Here is a 20,128-nt window from a genome sequence, read left to right as displayed (position 1 = left end):
AGGATGCGCGGGGAATCGGCAGCCTGTCAATAATAATTCAGAGTGATTTAATTATCTTGACGCGGCGTCGGGAATCGGTTTTCTTGTGGCCTGTCGCAACGGGCCATGACCCGCACGGCATGTCACAAAGGGGGTGCACCCCCGGATTTTCTTGGGAGGAAAATCAATGAAATTCAAAGCAAAGGCCCTTGCGGGCGCTGCCACGCTTGCGCTTCTGTCCGTGGCCCCGGCCATGGCGCAGGACGTTTCTGCCTGCCTGATCACCAAGACCGACACCAACCCCTTCTTCGTGAAGATGAAGGAAGGCGCGGAGGCCAAAGCGGCCGAACTGGGCGTGACCCTCAAGTCCTATGCCGGCAAGGTTGACGGCGACCATGACAGCCAGGTTGCTGCCATCGAAGCCTGCATCGCCGATGGCGCGAAGGGCATCCTGATCGCGGCCTCCGACACCAAGGCCATCGTCGATTCGGTGAAGAAGGCGCAGGAAGCGGGCATGGTGGTGATCGCGCTCGACACCCCGCTTGATCCGGCCGATGCCGCCGATGCGACCTTTGCGACCGACAACCTGGAAGCCGGCAAGCTGATCGGGGCCTGGGCCGCGGCGACGCTGGGCGCGGAAGCCGCTAATGCGAAGATCGGCTTCCTGAACCTGACCCCGTCGGAGCCGACGGTGGACGTGCTGCGCAACCAGGGCTTCATGATGGGCTTCGGGATCGACGTGGCTGATCCGAACGACATCGGCGACGAGACCGATCCGCGCATCGTTGGCCATGACATCACCAACGGGAACGAAGAAGGCGGCCGCAAGGCGATGGAGAACCTTCTTCAGATCAACCCCGACATCAACGTGATCCACACGATCAACGAACCCGCCGCCGTGGGCGCCTATCAGGCGCTGAAGGCTGTGGGCAAGGAGAACGACGTGCTGATCGTGTCGGTCGATGGCGGCTGCCCGGGCGTTGCCTCGGTCAAGGAAGGCGTGATCGGCGCGACCTCGCAGCAATACCCGCTGATGATGGCGGCGCTGGGCGTGGAAGCGATCAAGAAATGGGCCGACTCGGGCGAGAAGCCGCAGCCGACCCCCGGCAAGGCCTTCTTCGATACCGGCGTGGCGCTGATCACCGACAAGCCCGCCGAGGGCGTGCCGTCGATCGACACCACCAAGGGCACCGAGCTCTGCTGGGGCTGATCTGAAAGGACTTGCGCGGGGGGCATGTCCCCCCGCACGATCCCGCAAGGGAGAAAACGGGGGCGGCTCTCGACCAGGGCCGCCCTTCGTCTAGGCAGCGCCCGGATGACGGGATGAAGGGGGGACAAATGAGCCAGCCACAGGAATTCGAGAAGGTTCTCGAGCAGAGCGCGACGACGGTCGCGCATTTCGAGGAGCAGAGGAGCGGGCTTCGCAAGCTTCAGCATTACCTGCATTCCAACCCGGCCGCCGTGCCGATGATCGTCCTTGTCGCGCTGATCATCTTCTTCGCCGCTGCGCGTGATGGGGCGGTCCTGCTGGAATTCCGGTGGCTTACGGGGGATTTCGAAGGCCTTCGCTTCTTTTCGGCCTATACCCTGACGCTGATCATGCAGCAGGTGGCCGTGGTCGGTATACTGGCCGCTGCACAAACGCTTGTCATCCTGACGGCGGGCATCGACCTTGCCATCGGCGTGGTGATGGTTTTCGCCTTTGTCCTGATGGGTCATGCCGTGCTGACCTATGGCCTGCCCTGGTATCTTGCCATCCTTGCGGGGTTTGCGCTGGCCGGGTTGTGCGGCTGGATCAACGGCTTTCTGGTCGCGCGGCTGCGGCTGCCGCCCTTCATCGTCACCCTGGGCACGTGGAATATCTTCATGGCGGTCTGCCTGATCTATTCCGCCAACGAGACCATGCGCGAGGCTGATCTGACGGCCCTGACGACCGGCCTGCATTTCTTCGGGAACCGGTTCGAACTGGGCGGGGCGCAGGTCACCTATGGCGTGATCTGCATGGTGCTGGTCTATGTCGCGCTCTGGTACATGCTGAATTACACCGCCTTTGGCCGCCATATCTATTCGGTCGGCGACGATCCCGATGCTTCGGAACTGTCGGGGATCCGGGTCGGCCGCGTGCTGATCGGCGTCTATGCCCTTGCGGGGCTGATCGCGGCGCTGGCGGCCTGGGTGTCGATCGGGCGGAACGGGTCCATCTCGCCCTCGACGGTGACCACCGACTTCAACTTGCAGGCCATCACGGCGGCGGTGATCGGGGGGATATCGCTGTTCGGGGGGCGGGGGTCGATCCTGGGCGTGCTGTTCGGGACGCTGATCGTGGGCGTGATGAGCATGGGTCTGAACATGCTGGGCGCGGACCCGCAATGGAAGGTGCTGCTGACCGGTATCCTGATCATCGGCGCCGTCGCCATTGACCAGTGGATCCGCAAGGTTTCGGGCTGAGGGAGGACGAGAGATGGCTGAACCCATTCTGATGGCGCGCGGTCTGACCAAGCGCTATGGGCGCGTGACCGCGCTGGACAACTGCGACTTCGACCTCTACCCGGGCGAGATCCTTGCCGTGATCGGCGATAACGGGGCGGGGAAATCCACGCTGATCAAGGCCTTGTGCGGCGCGGTCGTGCCGGATGAGGGCGAGATCAAGCTGGACGGCAAGCCTGTGCAGTTCAGCAACCCGATGCAGGCGCGCGAGGCAGGGATCGAGACGGTGTATCAGAACCTTGCCCTGTCGCCGGCGCTGTCGATTGCGGACAACATGTTCATGGGGCGGGAAATCCGCAAACCGGGCGTGCTGGGATCGGTGTTCCGGATGCTGGACCGCAAGGCGATGGAGAAGGTGGCACGCGACAAGCTGAGCGAGCTGGGCCTGATGACCATCCAGAACATCGGGCAGGCGGTGGAGACGCTGTCGGGTGGCCAGCGTCAGGGCGTGGCCGTGGCGCGGGCGGCGGCCTTCGGGTCGAAGGTCGTCATCATGGACGAACCCACCGCCGCGCTGGGGGTGAAGGAAAGCCGCCGGGTGCTGGAACTCATCCTCGATGTGAAGAAACGCGGGCTGCCGATCATCCTGATCAGCCACAACATGCCGCATGTCTTCGAGGTGGCGGATCGCATCCATATCCATCGTCTGGGCAAGCGTCTCTGCGTCATTGATCCGAAGGAATACACGATGTCTGATGCGGTGGCCTTCATGACCGGGGCGAAAGTGCCGGAACATGTGATGGCCTGACTGTTTTCCCCCTGTCGGGGAGGAAAAGGGGGCCGCGAGGCCCCCTTTTTTGCGTCGGCCGGGCTGCCCTTGCCATTCCGCTTGCCCAATGGAAGCATGGGGCATGGCAGAGGCAGAGGCAGCGAAGACGGGCGGGCGGCGGGCCGAGCGGCGGGTGCAGATCGCCCGGGCGGCGCTGGCCGTGATGGCGCGCGAGGGCGTGGCCAGGCTGACGGCGCGGCGCGTGGTGGCCGAAGCGGGCCTGTCGCTGGGCCATCTGACCTATAACTTCGACGGGATGGACGAGGTGCTGTCGGAAGCCTATCGCCTGCTGTCGGCCGATCTGGCGGCGGCGGGGGAGGCGGCCTTGCAGGGGGCAGATGGCCCCAAGGCGCGGGTGTCGGCCTTTCTGCGAACCGGCTTTGCCGCGCCCTTCCTGACGCCCGATCATCTGCGGCTGCGGCTGGACCTGTGGTCGGCTGCGCGCTGGCATCCCGGCATCGCGGCGACGGAGCGGGACCTTTACGAACGCTATCGCGCCCGGTTGGAGGGGTTGCTGGCGCCCTTCGGGGCGGACCCGGCACGCGTGACGGCGGTGGTGGATGTGGTGATGGCGGCGCTGGACGGGTTGTGGCTGGATCATGCGCGGCGGGCCGATCAGGCCGCACTGGCGCGGGGTCTGGCGGAATGCGAGGCGCTGCTTTTCAGCCTTGGGCCAGAAGGAAGCGGCGGACAGGCGGCAGGACGCGATCCGTCGCCTCGATGAAGATGGCGTGTTTCAGGCCCTCGAGGATGACGAGGTCCGATCCCGGCAGGGCCTTGTGGATTTCGCCGTTCAGGCGCGGGTTGCAGCCGCCGTCGAGTTCGCCGGTGATGATCTGGGCTGGCACCGTGATCTGGTGCAGCCAGGGGGCCATCTCGGTTTCGGCATAGATGTCGAAGACGTTGAGGAAGACGTCAGGATCGGTATCCATCACCTGCCGCTTGCGCCAGTCGATGACATCGGGACGGGCGGCGCAGAAGGCATCGGTGAACCAGCGCGCGGTCAGCGTGTCGAGGACGGGGCCGATGCCGCGGTCGCGCATGGCGGAGACGACGGCGCGGACCTTGGCGCTGTCATCCTCGGTACGGAAAGCGGCGGTGGACCAGAGGCCGAGCGAGAGGACCCGGTCGGGAAAGCGCAGGGCATAGCGCGGGCCGATCATGCCGCCGAGCGAATGGCCGGCAAAATGCGCGCGGTCTATGCCGAGGCGATGACGGAGCGCCTCGAGATCATCGACGAGATCGTCGAGGGTGAAACGCCCTTCGGGAAGGGGGGAGAGGCCGTGTCCGCGCAGGTCATAGCTGATGCAGGTGAAACGGTCCTTCAGCCCCGCGACCATGCCGTCGAAGGTGGCGCGGCGGGCACCGATGCCGTGGATCAGGAAGAGGGCCGGGCCTTGGCCCGCGACGGAGAAGGCGCAGTCGATGGCCATGGCGTCAGGCCGGTTTCGGATCGCTGGCGAGCCGCCCGGCGGTGGCCCAGTCGTGCTTTGCGACATCGGTGAAGACGATGGTGACCATGTCGGGCGTGCCGCCGCAGGTATCGCACCATGCCTTTGTCACGGCTTCGGCGCAGGCACGTTTCTGGTCGCGGCTGCGGCCTTCGAACATCTCGATGCGGATGATGGGCATGGGATTTCTCCGTTGGGTCAGGCGGCCTTGCGGCGGAGGGGCAGAAGATGCGGCATCACCTCTTGCGAGAAGAGCGACATCATGGCGAGGGTTTCTTCCTGGGGCTGGCCGAAGACGGAGGTGGTGATGACCTCGTCGATGCCCATGTCGGCATAGGCGGCGAGGCGGTCGATCATTTCGTCCTTCTGGCAGATCAGGATGTTCTGTCCCAGTTCTTCGGCCGTCTGGGCGCGGGGAAGCGGGCGGATGATGCCCTGATCCACGATGCCGGGGCCGCCGAAGACATTGTCGAAGCTCTGGTAATAGCGGTGGGCGGTTTCCACCATGCGGCGGCGCTGGCTTTCGGAGGTGACGAGGAAGACCCCGCGTTGCAGCGACAGGCGGCTTTGCGAGGCGGGGTTCTGCTCGCGCCCGCGGAAGAAGGCGGCGACCTGGCTTTCCAGCACGCCATGGGCGGCGGAGAGCGGGGTCGTCTGGACGTGGTAGCCGCGCCGGGCGGCGGCCTCGATCGCCGCAGGGGCCATCACGCCGAGCATGAGGGGGATCGGGTCTTCGGGACGCGGCATGATGGTGAGCGGGTCGAAGCGGTAATGGGTGCCGGACCAGGAGACCTCTTCGCGGGTCAGCAGCGCCTCGAGCACGGCGAGGGCCTCTTCGAACCGGTCGCGGGTTTCCTCCATCGGCACGTCGATGCGCCCGGTCTCATATCCGAAGGCGCCCTTGCCGACGCCGAGCATGAGGCGGCCGTCGCAAAGCGCCTGGGCCTGCACCACCTCGCCCGCGAAGACCCGCATGTCGCGGATCGGCAACTGGCAGATGGAGGTGACAAGTTTGAGCCGCGAGGTATGGGCGGCGATCTTCACGGCCATCTGAAGGGGCGAGGGCACGAGGAGGATGTTGACGAGGTGATGTTCCGGGATGCCGACGCCACGATAGCCGCAATGTTCGGCATGGATCGCCTGCGCCACGGTATCGGCATAGAGGCGTTTGCCGCCGGTGGCGGGGTCGAGCATGTGGCTGGAGAGGAAATGGACGAAATCCATGGGCCTGCCTTTCCCGCTTGGGCCGCTGCCATCCGCGACGACGTTCAGGATGGTACAGATGTACCAATTGCGTCAAGTGGTTTCGCCGGGCCCGTTAACGGGATGGCAAGGCGGATATGCTGATCTGTGCCGGGATGGTGACCAGGGGGCGGCATGGACGGCGGGGTCTTCGGTGCAGCGCGGGGCCGGATCGCGGCGGACGCGGCGGAATGCGTGGCGGCCTTCGAGGCGGCGGCGGGCGACCTTGGAAGGTTGCAGGCCGAAGTGGGGGAGATCGGCGCGCGCCTTGCGGCGCTGTGCGACTTTCTGGGGCGACAGGAAGGCGAAGCCGATCCGGTGGCGGGGTTGAGGGCCGAGGCGCGGGCGCTCGGCTCGGCGATGCGCGGCTGGGTCGGGCGGAAGGCGGGCGCGGCGGTCGGGCCTCGGCTGGCAGAAGGGATGCGGGCGGTCGATCTGATCGCGCGCGAGGCGCAGATGCTGCTTGCGGTGGCGTCTTTGACGCGGGTCGTGGCCTCGGAGGCCGAGGATGGCGGGTTCGAGGATTACGTGCGCGGCCTGCGCGACCTTGCGGCGGCGGTATCGGACAAGAGCCTTGCCACCCGCGCCGGGCTTGGCCTGGCGGAGGCCGAAGTCCTGCGCTGCGTCGGCGTCATGGCCGATGCGGTGGCGGTGATCGACGGGCTGGCGGCCCGGCTGGGCCGGGCGGCGGAGGAGGTGGCGGCGCTGACGGCGCAGGTCGGGCAGGATCGGGCCGCCTTGATGCAGGCGGCCGCGGGCTTTCCGGCCGCCGCCGGGCGCGAGACGCGGGGGTTGATCGGCTGCATTCAGTTTTCCGACATCCTGTCGCAGCGCCTGGATCATGCGGGGCGCATTCTGGCCATGAAGGGCGCGGGCGCTGCGGCGCTTGCCGGGGCGCAGATGCAGGCGGCGGTGGCCGATGGCCGCGCGGTTCTTGCCACGGCGCTGGCCGGTCTGGAGGGGTTGATCCGGGTCGGGCGGGCCGTGCTGGCGGTGTTTGACGGGCATGGCGGTCCGGACGCGGCCCGGATTCTGCTGGATCGGCGGCAGGGGGAACTGGCGCAGGTGGAGGTGGCGTCGGGTGCGGCGCGTGGCGCGGCGCAACTGGCGGCCACGGTTTCGGAGGCGATGCAGGCGCGACTGACCGAGGGCCTTGCGGCGACGCTGGCGCTGGACCGGGCAACCCATGCGATCAATCTTTCGGCCCTTAACGCCGCCTTCCTTGCGGCGCGGGGCAGCCAGTCGCGTGGCGCGATGAAGGTGCTGTCGGATGCGGTGCGCGAGAGCGCGGCCCTGTGTTCGGAAAGCAGCGCGGGATGTCGCCGCGCGCTGGAGGCCTGCGTGACTGTCTTTGATACAGGCGGCAGCGAGGCGATCCGTGCCCGCGCCGATGCGCTCCAGCTCGCGCTGGATGGCACACGCGACGGTCTGGTGACGGCGCGGCAGGCGGCGCAGGAGCTTGCGGCGTTGCAGGCTGCCGCAGCCGAGGCATTGAACCGCTTTGTCACGGCGGCAGGATCGGGACGCGCGGCGCTGATCCGGATGGAAGCGGTTGTGGAGTCGCTGGCGACGACGGCGGCGGAACTGGCGTCGGGGTCGCATGGGGAAATCTCGGCCGAACTGGAGGCCGCGGCGCGCGCGATCTACACAATGGAGCAGGAACGCGAGGTGCATCGTGCCTGTCTGTCTGGCGCCGTTCCGGCCGGAGTTTCGGGGGCCATCCCCGCACGGGTGGAAGCGCGGGCCAGGCATGCCGATGAGGCGGCGCTGGCTGCGATCCTGTTCTGAAGGTGGGCCGCGTAGCGGCGCCGTCGGCGCCTCTGCACGGCGCGGCACCCTGACCCGTCATCCTGTCTTTTCACAGGGCGCGCGTGGCAAGGCGTTGGATTGCAGGGCCGATCTGGTGCAGCGGCAGCAACTCCTCGACTGCGCCATGGCGATGCGCCTCTTTCGGCATCCCGAAGACGACGCAGGTCGCCTCGTCCTGGCCGAGCGTGCGCGCCCCGGCATCGCGCATCTCCTTGAGCCCGCGGGCGCCGTCATCCCCCATCCCCGTCATGATCACGCCGATCGCATTGCTTCCGGCATGTTGCGCGACCGACCGGAAGAGAACGTCGCAGGATGGGCGGTGACGCGAGACGAGCGGGCCATCGCGGACATCGACCAGATATGAGGCACCGCTGCGGCGCAGCAGCATGTGGCGATTGCCGGGGGCGATCAGGGCATGTCCGCGCAGAAGCCGATCGCCCGATTGCGCCTCGCGGACCGTGATGCCGCATTCCGTGTCAAGGCGGCGGGCGAAGGCGGCGGTAAAGCTTTCCGGCATGTGCTGCACGATGACCAGAGGAGGGCAGTCGAGCGGCATGGATTGCAGAAGGATGCGCAACGCCTCTGTCCCGCCGGTCGAGGCGCCGACGGCGACGACGGTCTCGGTCGTGCGGGCCATGGCACGGCCGACCGGGGAGCGGATGACGGGCGCGGGCAGGACGGCATCGGCGGTGAGCTTCGGTTCCACCTCCAGCCGGCGCAGGGCCGACAACCGGGCCTGAGCCGCGGCCTTGATCGTGGTGCAGATGCGGATGCGGCTGTCTTCGAGAAAGGCCTTGGTGCCCAGTTGCGGCTTGCAGATGATGTCCACCGCCCCGGCCGCGAGGACCTGGCCGAGGGATTCGCTCCCGTCGCCCACGAGAGAGGAGCAGATGACGACCGGAATGGGGTTCTGCGCCATCAGTTTGCGCAGGAAAGTGATGCCGTCCATGCGCGGCATTTCGATATCAAGGGTGATGACATCGGGCCGCTCCTCGCGGATGCGCTGGGCCGCCTGGAAAGGATCACTGGCGGTTCCCATCACCTCCAGTTCCGGATCGCTGCCGATGATATCGGCCAGCGTCTGGCGCACCGCCGCGCTGTCATCCACGATCAGGACACGCGTGCGCCCGGTCCTGCGGAAGGTCGGCGAAGGGGGCATCATCAATCCTTTCGGTAGATGGAGGGCTGCACGGGCACGAGTCCCGGGGGCGGCTGGACAAGGCTTTCGGAGTGACCGGTCAGGAGATAGCCGCCCCTGCGCAGCCGGGTGCAAAGCTGGTGGATGACCCGGCCCTGATCGGGAAGATCGAAATAGATCAGGACGTTGCGCAGGAAGATGATGTCGGCGGTGATCCCCGGCATCCGGCCTGGATCGAGCAGATTGATCTGGTGAAACTGCGCGCGGCGACGCAGTTCGGGGATGATGCGAAAGACATGGCGCCCCCCGACCGGGCGGGAGGAGCGCAGCAGATAATCGCTGCGCCAGTCTTCGGGCAGGCCGGCAATCTCCTCTTCGCTATAGGTGGCACCTTGGGCGCGGCGCAGGGCGCTGCGCGACAGATCCGTGCCGACGACAGTCCAGCGGAGGCGGCCGAGGGGGCCGCGACAGGCGCGGTCGAGGAGGATGGCGGCGGTCCAGAGTTCCTGCCCGGTCGAGCAGGCCGCACTCCAGACCACAAGGTCGGAGATGCGGCCGGTCCCCTGCTGCGCGAGGGCGGGCAGTCCCTCGTCGTTTAGCCAGTCGAAATGCGCCCTTTCGCGGAAGAAGCTGGTCGTATGGGTGACGAGCGATTCGGCGAGAAACTGCCGCTCTGTCGCGCCTTCCGCCCCGAGGAGAAGGGCGATGTAGGGGCTGAAGGACGTCAGCCCGAGGTTGCGCAGACGGCGACCCAGCCGCAGTTCGAGAAAGGATCGGTTTTCGGCCGGGATCGACAGACCGCAATGATCGCGCAGGATCGCCACCAGAAGCCCGGCTTCGGAGGCCGTAAGGCGCGGTGCGGAGGGTAGCGTTGCACCGCCCGCGGCGGCAGATTCACCCGAAGAAAAGGCCATCGCCTGCATCCCTGCCAAGCAGCCTTGTCGGATCGAGAAGGATCGTCTGGCGCCCCCCGATGCGGATGATGCCGAGCATGCCGTTGCAGGACCAGTCGATCCTCGTGTCGGGCGGAGGCTCGATATCTTCGGGCGCGAGGTCGATCACGTTGAGGACGCGGTCGGCAATGACGCCGATCGCGGCGCCGTGCCCCCCTTCAAGGTCGAGGACGAGGATCCGCTCGGGATCGCTGGCCCTGTGAGGCAGGCCAAGGCGCGCGGTCACGTCGATGACGGCGATGCTTTCCCCGCGCAGGTCGATCATTCCAAGCAGATCGGACGGCGCGTTCGGCAATGGCGTGATCGGACGGATTTCAAGGATTTCCCGAACCATCGCCACGTCGAGGGCGAAAGCCTGCATCCCGAGTTCCATCGTCACGCAGGGGCGCGATGTCCCGTCCGGATCGAGCCCATCCAGCCGGTACGGGCGGTCGCGGCCCAAGTGGGGGGCAGCGTCGTGTGCAAGGGGGCGGTTCATAAGGGTCATCGCGATCTCGCCGGGTGCAGGGTCAGTAACGTTCGAAGGCGGTGTCGGGCAGATCCTCGGCGCCGAGGTCGAGGGTCACGCCATTGGCCTTTCCCTCGGGCCGCGACAGGGCGCGGAGGCCCGGGCTGTGGCGGGCGGCCTGGTAGGGCACGGCGATCGGCGCAGCCGGGCGCGACCGCGCCGGGGCGGCGCGGGGTTCGCCTGCCGCCGGGAGGGCGCTACCCTCTTCCAGCCGGAAATAGCTGATCACGGCGCGAAGCTGCCGGGCCTGGGCGGCAAGGCCGTCGGACAGGCTGGCCGCTTCGGTTGCGGCGGCGGCGTTCTGCTGGATGACCGCGTCGAGTTCGCGGATCGACATGTTGATCTGTTCGGCCCCGGCATTCTGTTCCCGGGTCGCGGCACTGATTTCCTGCACGAGGTCGGCCGTGCGACGGATGCTGGGGACCAGGGCCTTGAGCATGTCGCCGGCCTTCTGGCTGACGGTGAGGGTCTTGCCGGAGAGCTGCCCGATCTCGGCTGCGGCCTGCTGGCTGCGCTCTGCCAGTTTGCGGACTTCGGAGGCGACGACGGCGAAGCCCTTGCCATGCTGCCCAGCGCGCGCGGCCTCTACCGCCGCATTGAGGGCGAGAAGGTCGGTCTGGCGCGCGATTTCCTGGATGATGTTGATCTTTTCGGCAATGGTCTTCATCGCCTCGACCGCCTCTTCCACGGCTTGCCCGCTCTCGGCCGCTTCGCGCGAGGCCTGGACGGCGATCTTTTCCGTCTGCGCAGCATTGTCGGCGGATTGGCGGATATTCGCGGCCATCTCTTCCATCGCCGCGCTGGCCTTTTCGGCTGCGGCGGCCTGTTCTGTGGAGCCCTGGCTGAGCTGCTCGGAGGTGGCGCTCATGCTTTCGGCGCTTTCGGCGACGTTCGAGGAACTCAGCCCCGCATTGGTGACGACCTCGCGCAGCTTGGCGACCATCTCTTCCAACGCGATTCCGAGAGTGTCGGCATCCGAGCGGCGCGAGACATCGACCTTGAGGTTGCCTTTCGCGACAGAATCCGCCACGCTTGCAAGGTCGCGCATCGACCGGTTCATGTCATCCATCGCGCTCAACAGGTCGCCCAGTTCATCGCGACTGATCGGGCTGGCATTGACGGAGAGGTCCCCTTTCGCAACGCTGCGGGCGACGGCAACGGCCCGACCGAGGCCGCGGCTGACCGAGATCGAGATCCAGAGCGCGGCGCCGACCCCGATGACCAGGGCGATGGCAGCAAGGGTGATGACGAGGCTCCGCCCGGTCGCATAGGCCTGGGCGCTGTCGGCCCGGTCGGCCTCCATCGCGGCATCGGCGGTTGTGAGCAACACCTCCAATGCGTCGCGTACCCTGATCCGCGCCTCTTCGGCGGGACCGGTGAGGATGGCATAGGCCTCGTCATCCGTGTCGTAGCGGCCGATCTCGCGCACCTGGGACGAGATTCGGATGAAGTCATCGAGCAGACCGCGGATCGTTGCCGTTTCCGACCGGGCGGCGGGGCCGAGCAGGCGGTCGAGATCGGCGATGCCGGCCTCGGCGCGCAACCGGCCTTCTTCGGCGACCCCGTCGAACCTTTCCCGCAATTCCTCCGTATAGGCGAGGATGACGTTCTTTTCTGCCATCGCGATTTGCCGGATGCCGATCTCGATATCCTTCAGCGCCATGTCGATGCGGACCGGATCAACGCCCGGCAGGGTTTGTGACTGGGACCGGAGGCGGGGAATTTCTTCGTCGAGGATGGCATTCATGGCATCCCGCGCCACACCCATCGACATTTCGGAGGCGCGGAAGATCGAGTTCTGGAGCGTGGCCTCCGCCATCTCGTCCATCGCGGTCCGGAAGGCGCCGAGCCCCTCGCGCAGGTCCGTTATGGTCGACTGCTGATCGCCATCGACGAGAAGGTCCAGCCGGCCGATCAGAGTTTCGATCCCGTCGAGGCCATTGTTCAGCGAGCTGCGGTGTTCGGCCTTTCTTTCGGGGGATTTGGTGATGATCATGTCCCTTGCGGAGCGACCTGCGCGCAGCCATTCCGCTTCGATTTCGGTGAGCAGTATGTTTTGGGCCACGCTGCGATCGAGCAGGGTGCCGACCCTGACGTTGAATTCCGAAAGGCGGGTGATCCCGATCATCGCAAGGGCCGCCATCAACAGAAGCAGGGTGGCGAAGGCGGTGATGAGTTTTGCCTTGATGGTCATGCGCATGATGGCCCCCTTGTCAGGTTCGCGCGGTGGTGGACGGTTCCGGTTGGAACAGGGTTTCGGGATCGAGCAGGACGAGGATGCCGCCATTGCGTCGGGCCACGCCCCTGAGGAAACGGGCAGGCCAGCGCGCGCCCAGTTCCGGCAGGCTGGACAGCGCGGAGAGGTCGGTTTCCGCCACTTCCTCGACACTGTCGGCGAGGAGGGCGAGGCGGGTCACCTCGCCCCCGACGGGCAGTTCGATGACGATCATGCGACCCTGACCTGCCGGTGTGGAGGACATGCGCAGGCGCCGCCGCGCGTCGAAGAGCGGCACGATTGTGCCACGCACATTGACAAGGCCAGGCACGTGATCGGCCGCCCCGGGCAGATGCGTGACCGGCAGCGGATCGAGGATTTCGTGCACGCAGGACACAGGCAGGGCGAAATCCTCGCCGCAGAGGCGGAAGATCAGGACCACCTGCCCCTGCCCTTCGGCCGGGATCGGCGTTTGCATCTGCGGTGTCGGGCCCTGTTCATGCGGATACATCGGCAGGCTCCGGTTCAGGCGGCGGTGCGGCGTGGCGAGGAGGCGAGGCCGGTGTCGGCACCCGCGGCAGGGCGAAGGAGCGTGGCCACGTCGATGATGAGCGCCACCGTGCCGTCGCCAAGGATGGTTGCCCCGGCAAAGCCGCGCAGGTCACGGTGGAAGATGCTGAAGGTCTTGATGACGGTCTGGTGCCGTCCGAGCACATCATCGACGATAAGGCCGACACGGCTGCCCTCCACCCGCAGGCAGACGACGCGGCGGCGGAGCCCGGCCTCTGCCGCCGGATCGCAACCCATGTCGAGATCAAGGAAGGGAATGAGGTCGTCGCGCAGTTGCAGCATCGTTCTGCCGCTGTCGCGCCGACCTTCGTCTTCGTTGAATTCGACGCATTCCTCGACCGCGGCGAGGGGTATCACGCAGACGGTGCGGCCCAGTCTGACGAGAAGACCGTCGATGATGGCGAGGGTGACGGGCAGGCAGAGCGTGATCCGCGTGCCGAATCCGGGGCGGGAGGCGACCTCGATCCGCCCGCGCAGGGCATCGACGGCGCTGCGCACGGCATCCATGCCCACGCCGCGCCCGGAAACGGAGGAAAGCCGTTCCGCCGTCGAGAAACCCGGGGCGAAGATCAGATGATGCAGCTCTTCCGCAGGGGGATCGGCATCCGGTGGAAGCAGGCCACGTTCGATGCCCTTGCGGCGCAGGGCGGCCGTGTCGAGACCGCGCCCGTCATCCTCCAGCGTGATGAGGACTTCGCCCCCGTCCTGGCGGGCAGAGAGGCGGATCGTGCCAAGGGGTGGCTTGCCCGCGGCGAGGCGTGCATCGGAGGGTTCGATGCCGTGGTCCATGCTGTTGCGGATCATGTGGACCAGCGGTTCGGAAAGCCGGTCGATGACGGTCTTGTCAATCTCCGTCTCGCCCCCTTCGGTGAGGAGGCGGACCTGTTTGCCGAGGTCGGTGGAAAGGTCGCGCACGACGCGGCGGAACTTGCCGAAGACGGTTTCGATCGGCAGCATCCGGGTGGAGAGGGCGGCATCGCGCAGGCCGGTGACGAGGCGATCCATCTCTTCGACCACAGTGGCGAGATCGGGATCGCGGCGCGAGTCGGCGATCCGTTGCAGATGGGCTTGCGCGATCACCAGTTCGCCGAGGCGATCCATGATCTCGTCCAGGCGCGCGGCAGGGATGCGGATGGTTTCTCCGGCCCGGTCGGGGGGTGGTGTGGGCGCCGTGCCGCGCGGGGCGGTGGCGGGGTCTGACGGCTGTGCCGGCGCAGGTTGGGTGATCGCAAGCTCGGCCTCGTCTGCGAAGAGGAAGACCGCCTCGATCTGCGCGCGTGACTGTCGGGTGGACAGAAGGATCGTCCAGCCGAGCAGGCTTTCATCCGGGACCAGATCTTCGAGCGGTGGCACGCGGCTGGCATCGAGCGTGACGTCGATATCGCCCATCGCGGCGAGTTCCGCGATGAGCAGATCGGGCCGCATGCCGTTGCGCAGGGCTGTCGCTTCCGGGCGGAAGTGGATTTTCCACAGACGGGGCGCGGCCTCTGCCGCGTCCTGTGGCGGAGGGGCGTCATCGGGCCGCGCCTGGGTCGGGGACCCTGTCAGACCGGCAAGGGCGGAGATGAGGGCGCGGCTTTCCTCGGCCTCATCCGTTTCGCCGCCCTGTTCCAGCAGGGCAAGCATCCGGTCCCGTGCCCGCAGGGACAGGCCGATCAGCCCGGGATCGACGGTGATCCGGCCAGTCCTGAGACGGTCGAAGGCATCTTCGAAGTGATGGGTGAACCGGGCCAACGCCCCGAAGCCGAACATGGCGCCCGATCCCTTGATCGTGTGCAGCGCCCGGAAGACGGCATCAATTCCTTCGGCGCTGGGCGCGGCTTCGAGATCGAGAAGCTGCGATTCCAGCCCTTCGAGAATTTCACGGGCTTCCTGGAGGAAGGTGGCGACGGCGGGGTTTTCCATGTTCAGCCTGCGAGTTTGCGGGTCACGGCGACGAGCATGTCGGCATCGAAGGGTTTGCTGAGCCAGCCGGTTGCCCCGGCCGCCTTGCCTTGTGCCTTCATCTCGGGGCTGGTTTCGGTGGTGAGCATCAGGATCGGGATGCCGGCGCCGCGCGGATCGGCCCGCAGGTGGCGGATCATCTCGATCCCGTTCATGACGGGCATGTTCAGGTCTGTGATCACAAGGGCCACAGGTTCGCGCCTGAACCGATCCAGCCCGTCGCGGCCATCGCAGGCCGGAACGATGCGATAGCCGAGCGGTTGCAGGGTGAAGGTCACCATGTCGCGGATCGACTTGCTGTCATCGACCGCAAGGATCGTGCGGGTCATGCCTGCCCCCCGCGATCCGTAGCAAGGGCGTTTGCGGCATGCGGGCCGTAACCTGCGAAACGCCCGGAGCGCAGCAGGCTGGCGCGCAGCGCGGCGGCGATCTGCAAGGCGGGTGCCGTGGCCGATGCGGCGGTGAGTTCCACGGTGCAGGCAGGGGGATGCCCCTGCGCCAGAATCGCCAGCAGGCGGTCGCGCAGGGTGACGGCACCTTGCACATCCAGCGAGGCATCGACGGTGATGCAATCCGGAGGGAAGGAAGGGGTGTCCTTCGACATGGGCGGCCTTTCCTGTTTTCTGACTGTCATGTCTTCCCCATTTCCATGAACAAACCGTGGATTTCCCCGTTTCGCTGCCGCCCGGATGCAGAGAAATTGAACGATCGGCCGACAGGGCCGAGGGCATGATCGGGCCTCCCGTCGCGGGGATGGCCATTGGCGTTCGGCTGAGGGGAGGACGGTCAGGGCAGCGGATCGAAGACCGTCGGATCGGCGGCGCAGGCCGGGGAGGTTTCGCAGCGCAGGGCGCGCATGAAACGGGCGAGGCGGAGGGTTTGCAGGCAGGACGTCGCGGCTGGCATGGGCTGCGCCGGTGCCTCGGCCGCCGCCTTGGCGGCGAGGCGGGACAGGGCCGTCAGGCGCTGCAAGAGCGGATCGAGGCCCTGGAGCGAGGCCCCGAGGTCGCAACGCGCGGCGAGGGCGGGAACAAGGGCCGCCTCCAGCCGACGAACCTCTTCGGCGAGATCCTGCGCTTCGGTCGCTACCGCGCCGAGCAGGGCAGGAAGCAGGATCGGATCGGTCATGTGAGCGGCCCCGTCACGGATTCGATGCAGCGGCGGAGCTGTTCCTTGGTGAAGGGCTTGTTGATCAGGTTGTTGAGCCCGAGGGCGCGGCCATTCGCGACCATGTTCGCATCGGCCCGGCCGGTAACGATGATGAAGCCGAGGCGCTGTAGCCCGGGGGTGCGCCGCACCCGTTCCAGCAAGGCGAGCCCGTCCATATCGGGCATGTGGAAATCGGAGATCACCATATGCACGGGATTTGCCAGCAGGCCGGCGAGGGCGGAACTGCCGTTGTTGTAGGTGGTGTAGTTGAACACCTCCATCCAGTCGAGGACTTCGGTGATCAGGTGGCGGCTGACGGCGGTGTCGTCGACGACCGCGATCCGAAGGTCGGAGCGTTTCATGGTCTGCCTTTCTTCTGTGGCGCGGGTGGAGCGTTTCGTCACCCGATCTTGCGGTAGGCGGTGATGTCTTCGCATCGGAAGTCGGCCGCGGCGGGACCTGTCAGCCGTTCGGAATGGCCGAGGATCAGCCAACCCCCGGGGGCGAGAAGGTCGCCGAACCGCTGCCAGAGCCGTTCCTGCCGGTCACGCGGGAAGTAGATCGCGACATTCCGGCAGAAGATGACGTGAAAGGGCCCGCGCATCGGCCAGTCGCCGTTCAGATTGAGCGGACGGAAGCGCACGAGACGCCGCAGATCATCGCGGATGCGGGTCGCGCCCGTGCTGCCGAAAAGCGCCATCCTTTGCTCTGCCCCAAGCGGGGCGATCTGTTTTGCGCCGTATTCCGCCAGCGCCGCCCGTGCCAGCACCTGTTCGTCGATATCGGTTGCGAGGATGCGGGCATCGCAGGTGCCGATGTCGGGGCAGACCCTGTGCAGGCTGGCGGCGATCGAATAGGCCTCTTCGCCAGTCGAACAGGCCGCAGACCACAGGCGCAATCGCCCCGCCCGGCGCAGCGGATCGACCAGCGGGGGCAGTATCCGCTCTGCCAGCAGGGTGAAGTGATGCGCTTCCCGGAAGAACCCCGTGACATTGGTGGTGACAGCCGAGATCAGGGCCGCACGTTCGGCATGGGCATCGGGTTCATCGAGGCGGGCGAGGAAGGCCTGGAACCCGGTCATGCCCATGCTGCGCAGACGACTGCCCAGCCTGGCCTGAAGCATGTGGCGCTTGCCCTCTGCCAGCGCGATGCCGGTTTCCCTCTCGACGATCCGCCGGAGGGTGGTGAAGGTCGCGTGATCAATCTCCTGCTCGTTCCGGTCGGCGGTGATGGCCTGTGTCATCATCCACCCTCTGCTTGTGAAGGGAGAAGCGCCTCCAGATCGACGATGCGGATCAGCCGGTCTGAATCCACGATCATGCCGGACAGGGCGACATGCGTTTCCTCGCGCGTGAGGTCGGGGACGGGATGCATCGCATCGGATGCGGCCGAGAAGATGTCGGTCACCGTCTCTACCAGAAGGCCGACGACACGCTTGCCCACGACGGTGACGATGATGACGTTGCGGTCATGTTCGCGGATGCGGGGCAGGCCAAGCTTGGCGGCCAGATCGAAGATCGGCACGATCGCGCCACGCAGGTTGATCACGCCCTCGACGTAATGGGGTGCATGGGGCAGGGCTGCCGCCCTGGTCCAGCCACGGATTTCGCGCACGGCAAGGATGTCGATGCAGAAATCCTGCCCCTGGGCCCGGAAGGCGATGAATTCGCGCGGCTTTGCGCCGCGCCCGCCTTCTGCGAGGCCGGAGTCCGGGATCGGGCTTGAGGCCGTCTCCCCGGTTTCGGCCGAGGCGGGACTGGCAAGGGGAGCGGGGTCTAGGACGACTGTCTGCATCGGTCACTCTGCTGCTGCGGAGAAGGCGGTGAGGCTGGCGCGCGGCGACCTTGCCTGCACCAGTTCGGCGGGGTCGATGATCAGGGCCACGGATCCATCGCCGAGCACGGTGGCGGCGGCGATGCCGGGGATATGGCCATAGTTTTCGTCAAGGCTCTTGATGACGATCTGGCGTTGATCGTCGATGCCGTCGACGATGAGTGCGAGCCTGCTTTTGTCTTCGCGTTCGACGACGATGATGACCTGGTCTTCCGGCCGGACGGAGGCTTGTGTCAGCCCGAGAGCCGCAGCGACACCGAGGATCGGCAGGCACTGGCCGCGCAATTGCACCAGCCGGCCGCCATCGCCGAGGGCATGCAGATCGGCGCCGTCGAGGCTGAGGGTTTCGACGATGCTGGACAGGGGAAGGACGAGCGGCTGCCCCCCGGCGCGGACGACCATGCCATCCATGACGGCGAGGGTGAGGGGCAGGCTGATGCGGAGGGCGGTGCCTTCCCCGGGCGTCGAGGTGATGCCGATGCGGCCCCCGAGGGCGAGGATGGCCGAGCGGACCACATCCATGCCGACACCGCGGCCGGACAGCGCCGAGACGGACTTGGCCGTGGAAAAGCCCGGAAGGAAGAGCAGCGCATCGACATCCGCCGGGGCAAGGTCGGCGGTCGGCGGGATCAGGCCGCGCTCCGTGGCGATCTGCTGGACCCGCGCGCGGTCGATGCCGCCGCCATCGTCGGACACGATGATCAGGATGCGCCCGGAGCGATGCTGCGCCTCGATCCGGACGGTGCCGGCTTCGGGCTTGCCCGCCGCACGACGACGCTCCGGAAGCTCGATCCCGTGATCGACGGCGTTGCGGACCATGTGGGTCAGCGGATCGGCAAGACGTTCGATGATGGTTCGGTCAACTTCCGTCGCCTCACCCACGATGTCCAGCCGTGCCTTCTTGCCGGTGGCGGCGGCTGCTTCGCGCAGGATGCGATGCATCCGGTCGAAGAGCGGTTTCACCGGCTGGGCGCGGATGGCCATCGCACTGTCCTGGATCATGCGGGAAAGCTGGCGCAACTGATCGAGGCTTCGCGCGACTTCATGCGGGTCGGCGGCGGGGCGACGGTTGATGGCATCGGTCAGCATCGCGTTGTGAATGACCAGTTCCCCGGCGACATTGACCAGACGATCCACCCGTTCGACATCCACCCGCAGCGTCGCCTTCTGCGCGGCAGCGGCAGCGTCCCGCAGGCCATCGGCCGTGACCGGGCGGGGGGCAGACGGCGCGGCTGGCGCGGGGAGCGGCGGCGGAGAGGGCGGCGCAGGCATCCGATCCGCCGCAGCAGGGGCGGGGCGTTCCTCGGTTTCGGTTGAGATGTCGATATCGGCGTGAAGCGCGATGAAATCGAAGACGGCGCGGATTTCGGCCTCCGTCCGGTCAGTCTGGAGGGTGATGGTCCAGGAAAGGTAGCTGCTGGTCGGATCGAAGGCGGCAGCCTCTGTCAGCGCGGAGTGATCGAGAAGGACTTGCATTTCGCCGATTTCGGCGAGATCGCGCAGGATCAGGGCGGGCTCGTGGCCGGACCGGAGCGCATCCGGATGCGGGCGGAACCGGATCGAGACGCGCGCGGGCGGGGCGGTTTGTTCCACGAGCGGAAGAGCGTCGAAGGCAAGGGGGAGCGGGTCGAGCGCCGCCAGCGGAACCGGATCGAACGGCAGTTCGACTCGGATCTGACTGGGACCGGACTGGCCGAAGGCCTTGAGACGGTCGAGAGCGTGACGGATCTGATCGGGATCGGCGGCGGTTCCGCCGCGTTCGCAGGTCACGAGATCGGCAAGGTGATCGGCGGCCTCGATGAGCGTTGCGATGCAGTCGGGGTCCGGCAGGCGGGTGCCGGTGCGCAACTCATCCAGCAGGGATTCGAAGCTGTGGGCAAAGGCGACGAGATCATGCAGCGCAAAGGCGGCGGCGCCGCCCTTGATGGAATGGACGGCCCGGAAGACCGCGTTGATCACCTCGCTCGCGGCATGGCCTTCGCTCATGGCGCGCAGGCCTTCGTCGAGGGCGGTAAGGAGTTCATCCGCTTCTTCGAAGAAGATGGCACGGAGATCGGTACTTGTCGGCATGGGCGCCTCGC

At 66.8% G+C, this 20,128-nt stretch carries 21 protein-coding genes; 5 read left to right on the top strand and 16 right to left on the bottom strand.

Annotated elements, in window-relative coordinates; all coding sequences use genetic code 11:
• Positions 1-166 precede the first annotated feature (166 nt).
• The 4 genes from C0V75_RS19620 to C0V75_RS24165 all read left to right on the top strand — a co-directional run bounded on the left by C0V75_RS19620 (position 167) and on the right by C0V75_RS24165 (position 3,959).
• Positions 167-1,189 (top strand): substrate-binding domain-containing protein, encoded by a 1,023-nt coding sequence (locus C0V75_RS19620; protein WP_101922664.1) that lies wholly within the window; start codon positions 167-169, stop codon positions 1,187-1,189.
• A 128-nt stretch (positions 1,190-1,317) separates the two neighbouring features.
• The gene (locus C0V75_RS19615) at positions 1,318-2,427 is read left to right on the top strand and encodes an ABC transporter permease (RefSeq protein WP_101922663.1); all 1,110 of its coding nucleotides are present in this window, start codon (positions 1,318-1,320) and stop codon (positions 2,425-2,427) included.
• A gap of 13 nt (positions 2,428-2,440) precedes the next feature.
• The gene (locus tag C0V75_RS19610) at positions 2,441-3,214 is read left to right on the top strand and encodes an ATP-binding cassette domain-containing protein (RefSeq protein ID WP_101922662.1); all 774 of its coding nucleotides are present in this window, start codon (positions 2,441-2,443) and stop codon (positions 3,212-3,214) included.
• A 103-nt stretch (positions 3,215-3,317) separates the two neighbouring features.
• Positions 3,318-3,959, top strand: coding sequence for a TetR/AcrR family transcriptional regulator (locus C0V75_RS24165; RefSeq protein ID WP_158241895.1), 642 nt, complete (start codon positions 3,318-3,320; stop codon positions 3,957-3,959).
• Here C0V75_RS24165 and C0V75_RS19600 read toward each other — a convergent pair.
• The 3 genes from C0V75_RS19600 to C0V75_RS19590 are packed head-to-tail and all read right to left on the bottom strand — an operon-like array spanning position 3,898 to position 5,910.
• Positions 3,898-4,668 (bottom strand): alpha/beta fold hydrolase, encoded by a 771-nt coding sequence (locus C0V75_RS19600; RefSeq protein WP_101922660.1) that lies wholly within the window; start codon positions 4,666-4,668, stop codon positions 3,898-3,900. The two genes, C0V75_RS24165 and C0V75_RS19600, sit on opposite strands and share 62 nt — an antisense overlap.
• 4 nt (positions 4,669-4,672) lie before the next feature.
• Positions 4,673-4,867, bottom strand: a complete 195-nt coding sequence (locus tag C0V75_RS19595; RefSeq protein ID WP_101922659.1) for a 4-oxalocrotonate tautomerase — start codon at positions 4,865-4,867, stop codon at positions 4,673-4,675.
• A 17-nt stretch (positions 4,868-4,884) separates the two neighbouring features.
• The gene (locus tag C0V75_RS19590; protein ID WP_101922658.1) at positions 4,885-5,910 is read right to left on the bottom strand and encodes an LLM class flavin-dependent oxidoreductase; all 1,026 of its coding nucleotides are present in this window, start codon (positions 5,908-5,910) and stop codon (positions 4,885-4,887) included.
• 153 nt (positions 5,911-6,063) lie between these two features.
• Here C0V75_RS19590 and C0V75_RS19585 point away from each other — a divergent pair, with 153 nt between their 5' ends.
• The gene (locus tag C0V75_RS19585; RefSeq protein WP_101922657.1) at positions 6,064-7,716 is read left to right on the top strand and encodes a hypothetical protein; all 1,653 of its coding nucleotides are present in this window, start codon (positions 6,064-6,066) and stop codon (positions 7,714-7,716) included.
• Positions 7,717-7,786: 70 nt separating this feature from the next.
• Here the strand turns inward: C0V75_RS19585 and C0V75_RS19580 are convergent, their stop codons facing one another.
• The 13 genes from C0V75_RS19580 to C0V75_RS19520 all read right to left on the bottom strand — a co-directional run bounded on the left by C0V75_RS19580 (position 7,787) and on the right by C0V75_RS19520 (position 20,117).
• Positions 7,787-8,896, bottom strand: coding sequence for a chemotaxis response regulator protein-glutamate methylesterase (locus tag C0V75_RS19580; RefSeq protein ID WP_101922656.1), 1,110 nt, complete (start codon positions 8,894-8,896; stop codon positions 7,787-7,789).
• A 2-nt stretch (positions 8,897-8,898) separates the two neighbouring features.
• Complete coding sequence (locus tag C0V75_RS19575) at positions 8,899-9,789, bottom strand: protein-glutamate O-methyltransferase CheR (RefSeq protein ID WP_158241894.1); 891 nt, start codon at positions 9,787-9,789, stop codon at positions 8,899-8,901.
• Positions 9,770-10,270: a chemotaxis protein CheW gene (locus tag C0V75_RS19570; RefSeq protein WP_158241893.1), complete on the bottom strand. Its 501-nt coding sequence runs from the start codon at positions 10,268-10,270 to the stop codon at positions 9,770-9,772. The genes C0V75_RS19575 and C0V75_RS19570 overlap by 20 nt, the downstream gene beginning before the upstream one ends.
• Before the next feature lie 67 nt (positions 10,271-10,337).
• A complete protein-coding gene (locus C0V75_RS19565; protein ID WP_158241892.1) occupies positions 10,338-12,536 on the bottom strand; it encodes a methyl-accepting chemotaxis protein in 2,199 nt (732 codons plus the stop codon).
• A 13-nt stretch (positions 12,537-12,549) separates the two neighbouring features.
• Entirely contained in the window at positions 12,550-13,029 is a 480-nt protein-coding gene (locus C0V75_RS19560; protein WP_158241891.1) for a chemotaxis protein CheW, read from the bottom strand.
• 47 nt (positions 13,030-13,076) lie between these two features.
• Positions 13,077-15,026 carry a chemotaxis protein CheA gene (locus tag C0V75_RS19555; protein WP_101922651.1) on the bottom strand — a complete coding sequence of 650 codons (1,950 nt, stop codon included), beginning with the start codon at positions 15,024-15,026 and terminating at the stop codon, positions 13,077-13,079.
• A gap of 2 nt (positions 15,027-15,028) precedes the next feature.
• Complete coding sequence (locus tag C0V75_RS19550; protein ID WP_101922650.1) at positions 15,029-15,394, bottom strand: response regulator; 366 nt, start codon at positions 15,392-15,394, stop codon at positions 15,029-15,031.
• Positions 15,391-15,669 (bottom strand): hypothetical protein, encoded by a 279-nt coding sequence (locus C0V75_RS19545; RefSeq protein WP_101922649.1) that lies wholly within the window; start codon positions 15,667-15,669, stop codon positions 15,391-15,393. Before C0V75_RS19545 ends, C0V75_RS19550 begins: the two co-directional genes overlap by 4 nt.
• Before the next feature lie 182 nt (positions 15,670-15,851).
• Complete coding sequence (locus tag C0V75_RS19540; RefSeq protein ID WP_101922648.1) at positions 15,852-16,193, bottom strand: hypothetical protein; 342 nt, start codon at positions 16,191-16,193, stop codon at positions 15,852-15,854.
• Complete coding sequence (locus C0V75_RS19535; RefSeq protein ID WP_101922697.1) at positions 16,190-16,576, bottom strand: response regulator; 387 nt, start codon at positions 16,574-16,576, stop codon at positions 16,190-16,192. Before C0V75_RS19535 ends, C0V75_RS19540 begins: the two co-directional genes overlap by 4 nt.
• 38 nt (positions 16,577-16,614) lie before the next feature.
• Positions 16,615-17,457, bottom strand: a complete 843-nt coding sequence (locus C0V75_RS19530; protein WP_101922696.1) for a protein-glutamate O-methyltransferase CheR — start codon at positions 17,455-17,457, stop codon at positions 16,615-16,617.
• Positions 17,457-18,008: a chemotaxis protein CheW gene (locus tag C0V75_RS19525; RefSeq protein ID WP_101922647.1), complete on the bottom strand. Its 552-nt coding sequence runs from the start codon at positions 18,006-18,008 to the stop codon at positions 17,457-17,459. Before C0V75_RS19525 ends, C0V75_RS19530 begins: the two co-directional genes overlap by 1 nt.
• 3 nt (positions 18,009-18,011) lie before the next feature.
• The gene (locus tag C0V75_RS19520; protein WP_101922646.1) at positions 18,012-20,117 is read right to left on the bottom strand and encodes a chemotaxis protein CheA; all 2,106 of its coding nucleotides are present in this window, start codon (positions 20,115-20,117) and stop codon (positions 18,012-18,014) included.
• Between the last annotated feature and the right edge of the window lie 11 nt (positions 20,118-20,128).

The organism is Tabrizicola sp. TH137, from assembly GCF_002855575.1.
In the GTDB taxonomy this organism is placed as follows: Bacteria; Pseudomonadota; Alphaproteobacteria; order Rhodobacterales; family Rhodobacteraceae; genus Paragemmobacter.
Note: the sequence above shows the minus strand (reverse complement) of the source record. Positions and strands in the feature narration are given on the sequence as shown.

Bases quoted from the DNA above. Each gene is read 5' to 3' on its own strand.
- C0V75_RS19620 (WP_101922664.1), top strand. From the start codon at position 167: ATGAAATTCAAAGCAAAGGCCCTTGCGGGCGCTGCCACGCTTGCGCTT.
- C0V75_RS19615 (WP_101922663.1), top strand. From the start codon at position 1,318: ATGAGCCAGCCACAGGAATTCGAGAAGGTTCTCGAGCAGAGCGCGACG.
- C0V75_RS19610 (WP_101922662.1), top strand. From the start codon at position 2,441: ATGGCTGAACCCATTCTGATGGCGCGCGGTCTGACCAAGCGCTATGGG.
- C0V75_RS24165 (WP_158241895.1), top strand. From the start codon at position 3,318: ATGGCAGAGGCAGAGGCAGCGAAGACGGGCGGGCGGCGGGCCGAGCGG.
- C0V75_RS19600 (WP_101922660.1), bottom strand. From the start codon at position 4,668: ATGGCCATCGACTGCGCCTTCTCCGTCGCGGGCCAAGGCCCGGCCCTC.
- C0V75_RS19595 (WP_101922659.1), bottom strand. From the start codon at position 4,867: ATGCCCATCATCCGCATCGAGATGTTCGAAGGCCGCAGCCGCGACCAG.
- C0V75_RS19590 (WP_101922658.1), bottom strand. From the start codon at position 5,910: ATGGATTTCGTCCATTTCCTCTCCAGCCACATGCTCGACCCCGCCACC.
- C0V75_RS19585 (WP_101922657.1), top strand. From the start codon at position 6,064: ATGGACGGCGGGGTCTTCGGTGCAGCGCGGGGCCGGATCGCGGCGGAC.
- C0V75_RS19580 (WP_101922656.1), bottom strand. From the start codon at position 8,896: ATGCCCCCTTCGCCGACCTTCCGCAGGACCGGGCGCACGCGTGTCCTG.
- C0V75_RS19575 (WP_158241894.1), bottom strand. From the start codon at position 9,789: ATGGCCTTTTCTTCGGGTGAATCTGCCGCCGCGGGCGGTGCAACGCTA.
- C0V75_RS19565 (WP_158241892.1), bottom strand. From the start codon at position 12,536: ATGCGCATGACCATCAAGGCAAAACTCATCACCGCCTTCGCCACCCTG.
- C0V75_RS19560 (WP_158241891.1), bottom strand. From the start codon at position 13,029: ATGCAAACGCCGATCCCGGCCGAAGGGCAGGGGCAGGTGGTCCTGATC.
- C0V75_RS19555 (WP_101922651.1), bottom strand. From the start codon at position 15,026: ATGGAAAACCCCGCCGTCGCCACCTTCCTCCAGGAAGCCCGTGAAATT.
- C0V75_RS19550 (WP_101922650.1), bottom strand. From the start codon at position 15,394: ATGACCCGCACGATCCTTGCGGTCGATGACAGCAAGTCGATCCGCGAC.
- C0V75_RS19545 (WP_101922649.1), bottom strand. From the start codon at position 15,669: ATGTCGAAGGACACCCCTTCCTTCCCTCCGGATTGCATCACCGTCGAT.
- C0V75_RS19540 (WP_101922648.1), bottom strand. From the start codon at position 16,193: ATGACCGATCCGATCCTGCTTCCTGCCCTGCTCGGCGCGGTAGCGACC.
- C0V75_RS19535 (WP_101922697.1), bottom strand. From the start codon at position 16,576: ATGAAACGCTCCGACCTTCGGATCGCGGTCGTCGACGACACCGCCGTC.
- C0V75_RS19530 (WP_101922696.1), bottom strand. From the start codon at position 17,457: ATGACACAGGCCATCACCGCCGACCGGAACGAGCAGGAGATTGATCAC.
- C0V75_RS19525 (WP_101922647.1), bottom strand. From the start codon at position 18,008: ATGCAGACAGTCGTCCTAGACCCCGCTCCCCTTGCCAGTCCCGCCTCG.
- C0V75_RS19520 (WP_101922646.1), bottom strand. From the start codon at position 20,117: ATGCCGACAAGTACCGATCTCCGTGCCATCTTCTTCGAAGAAGCGGAT.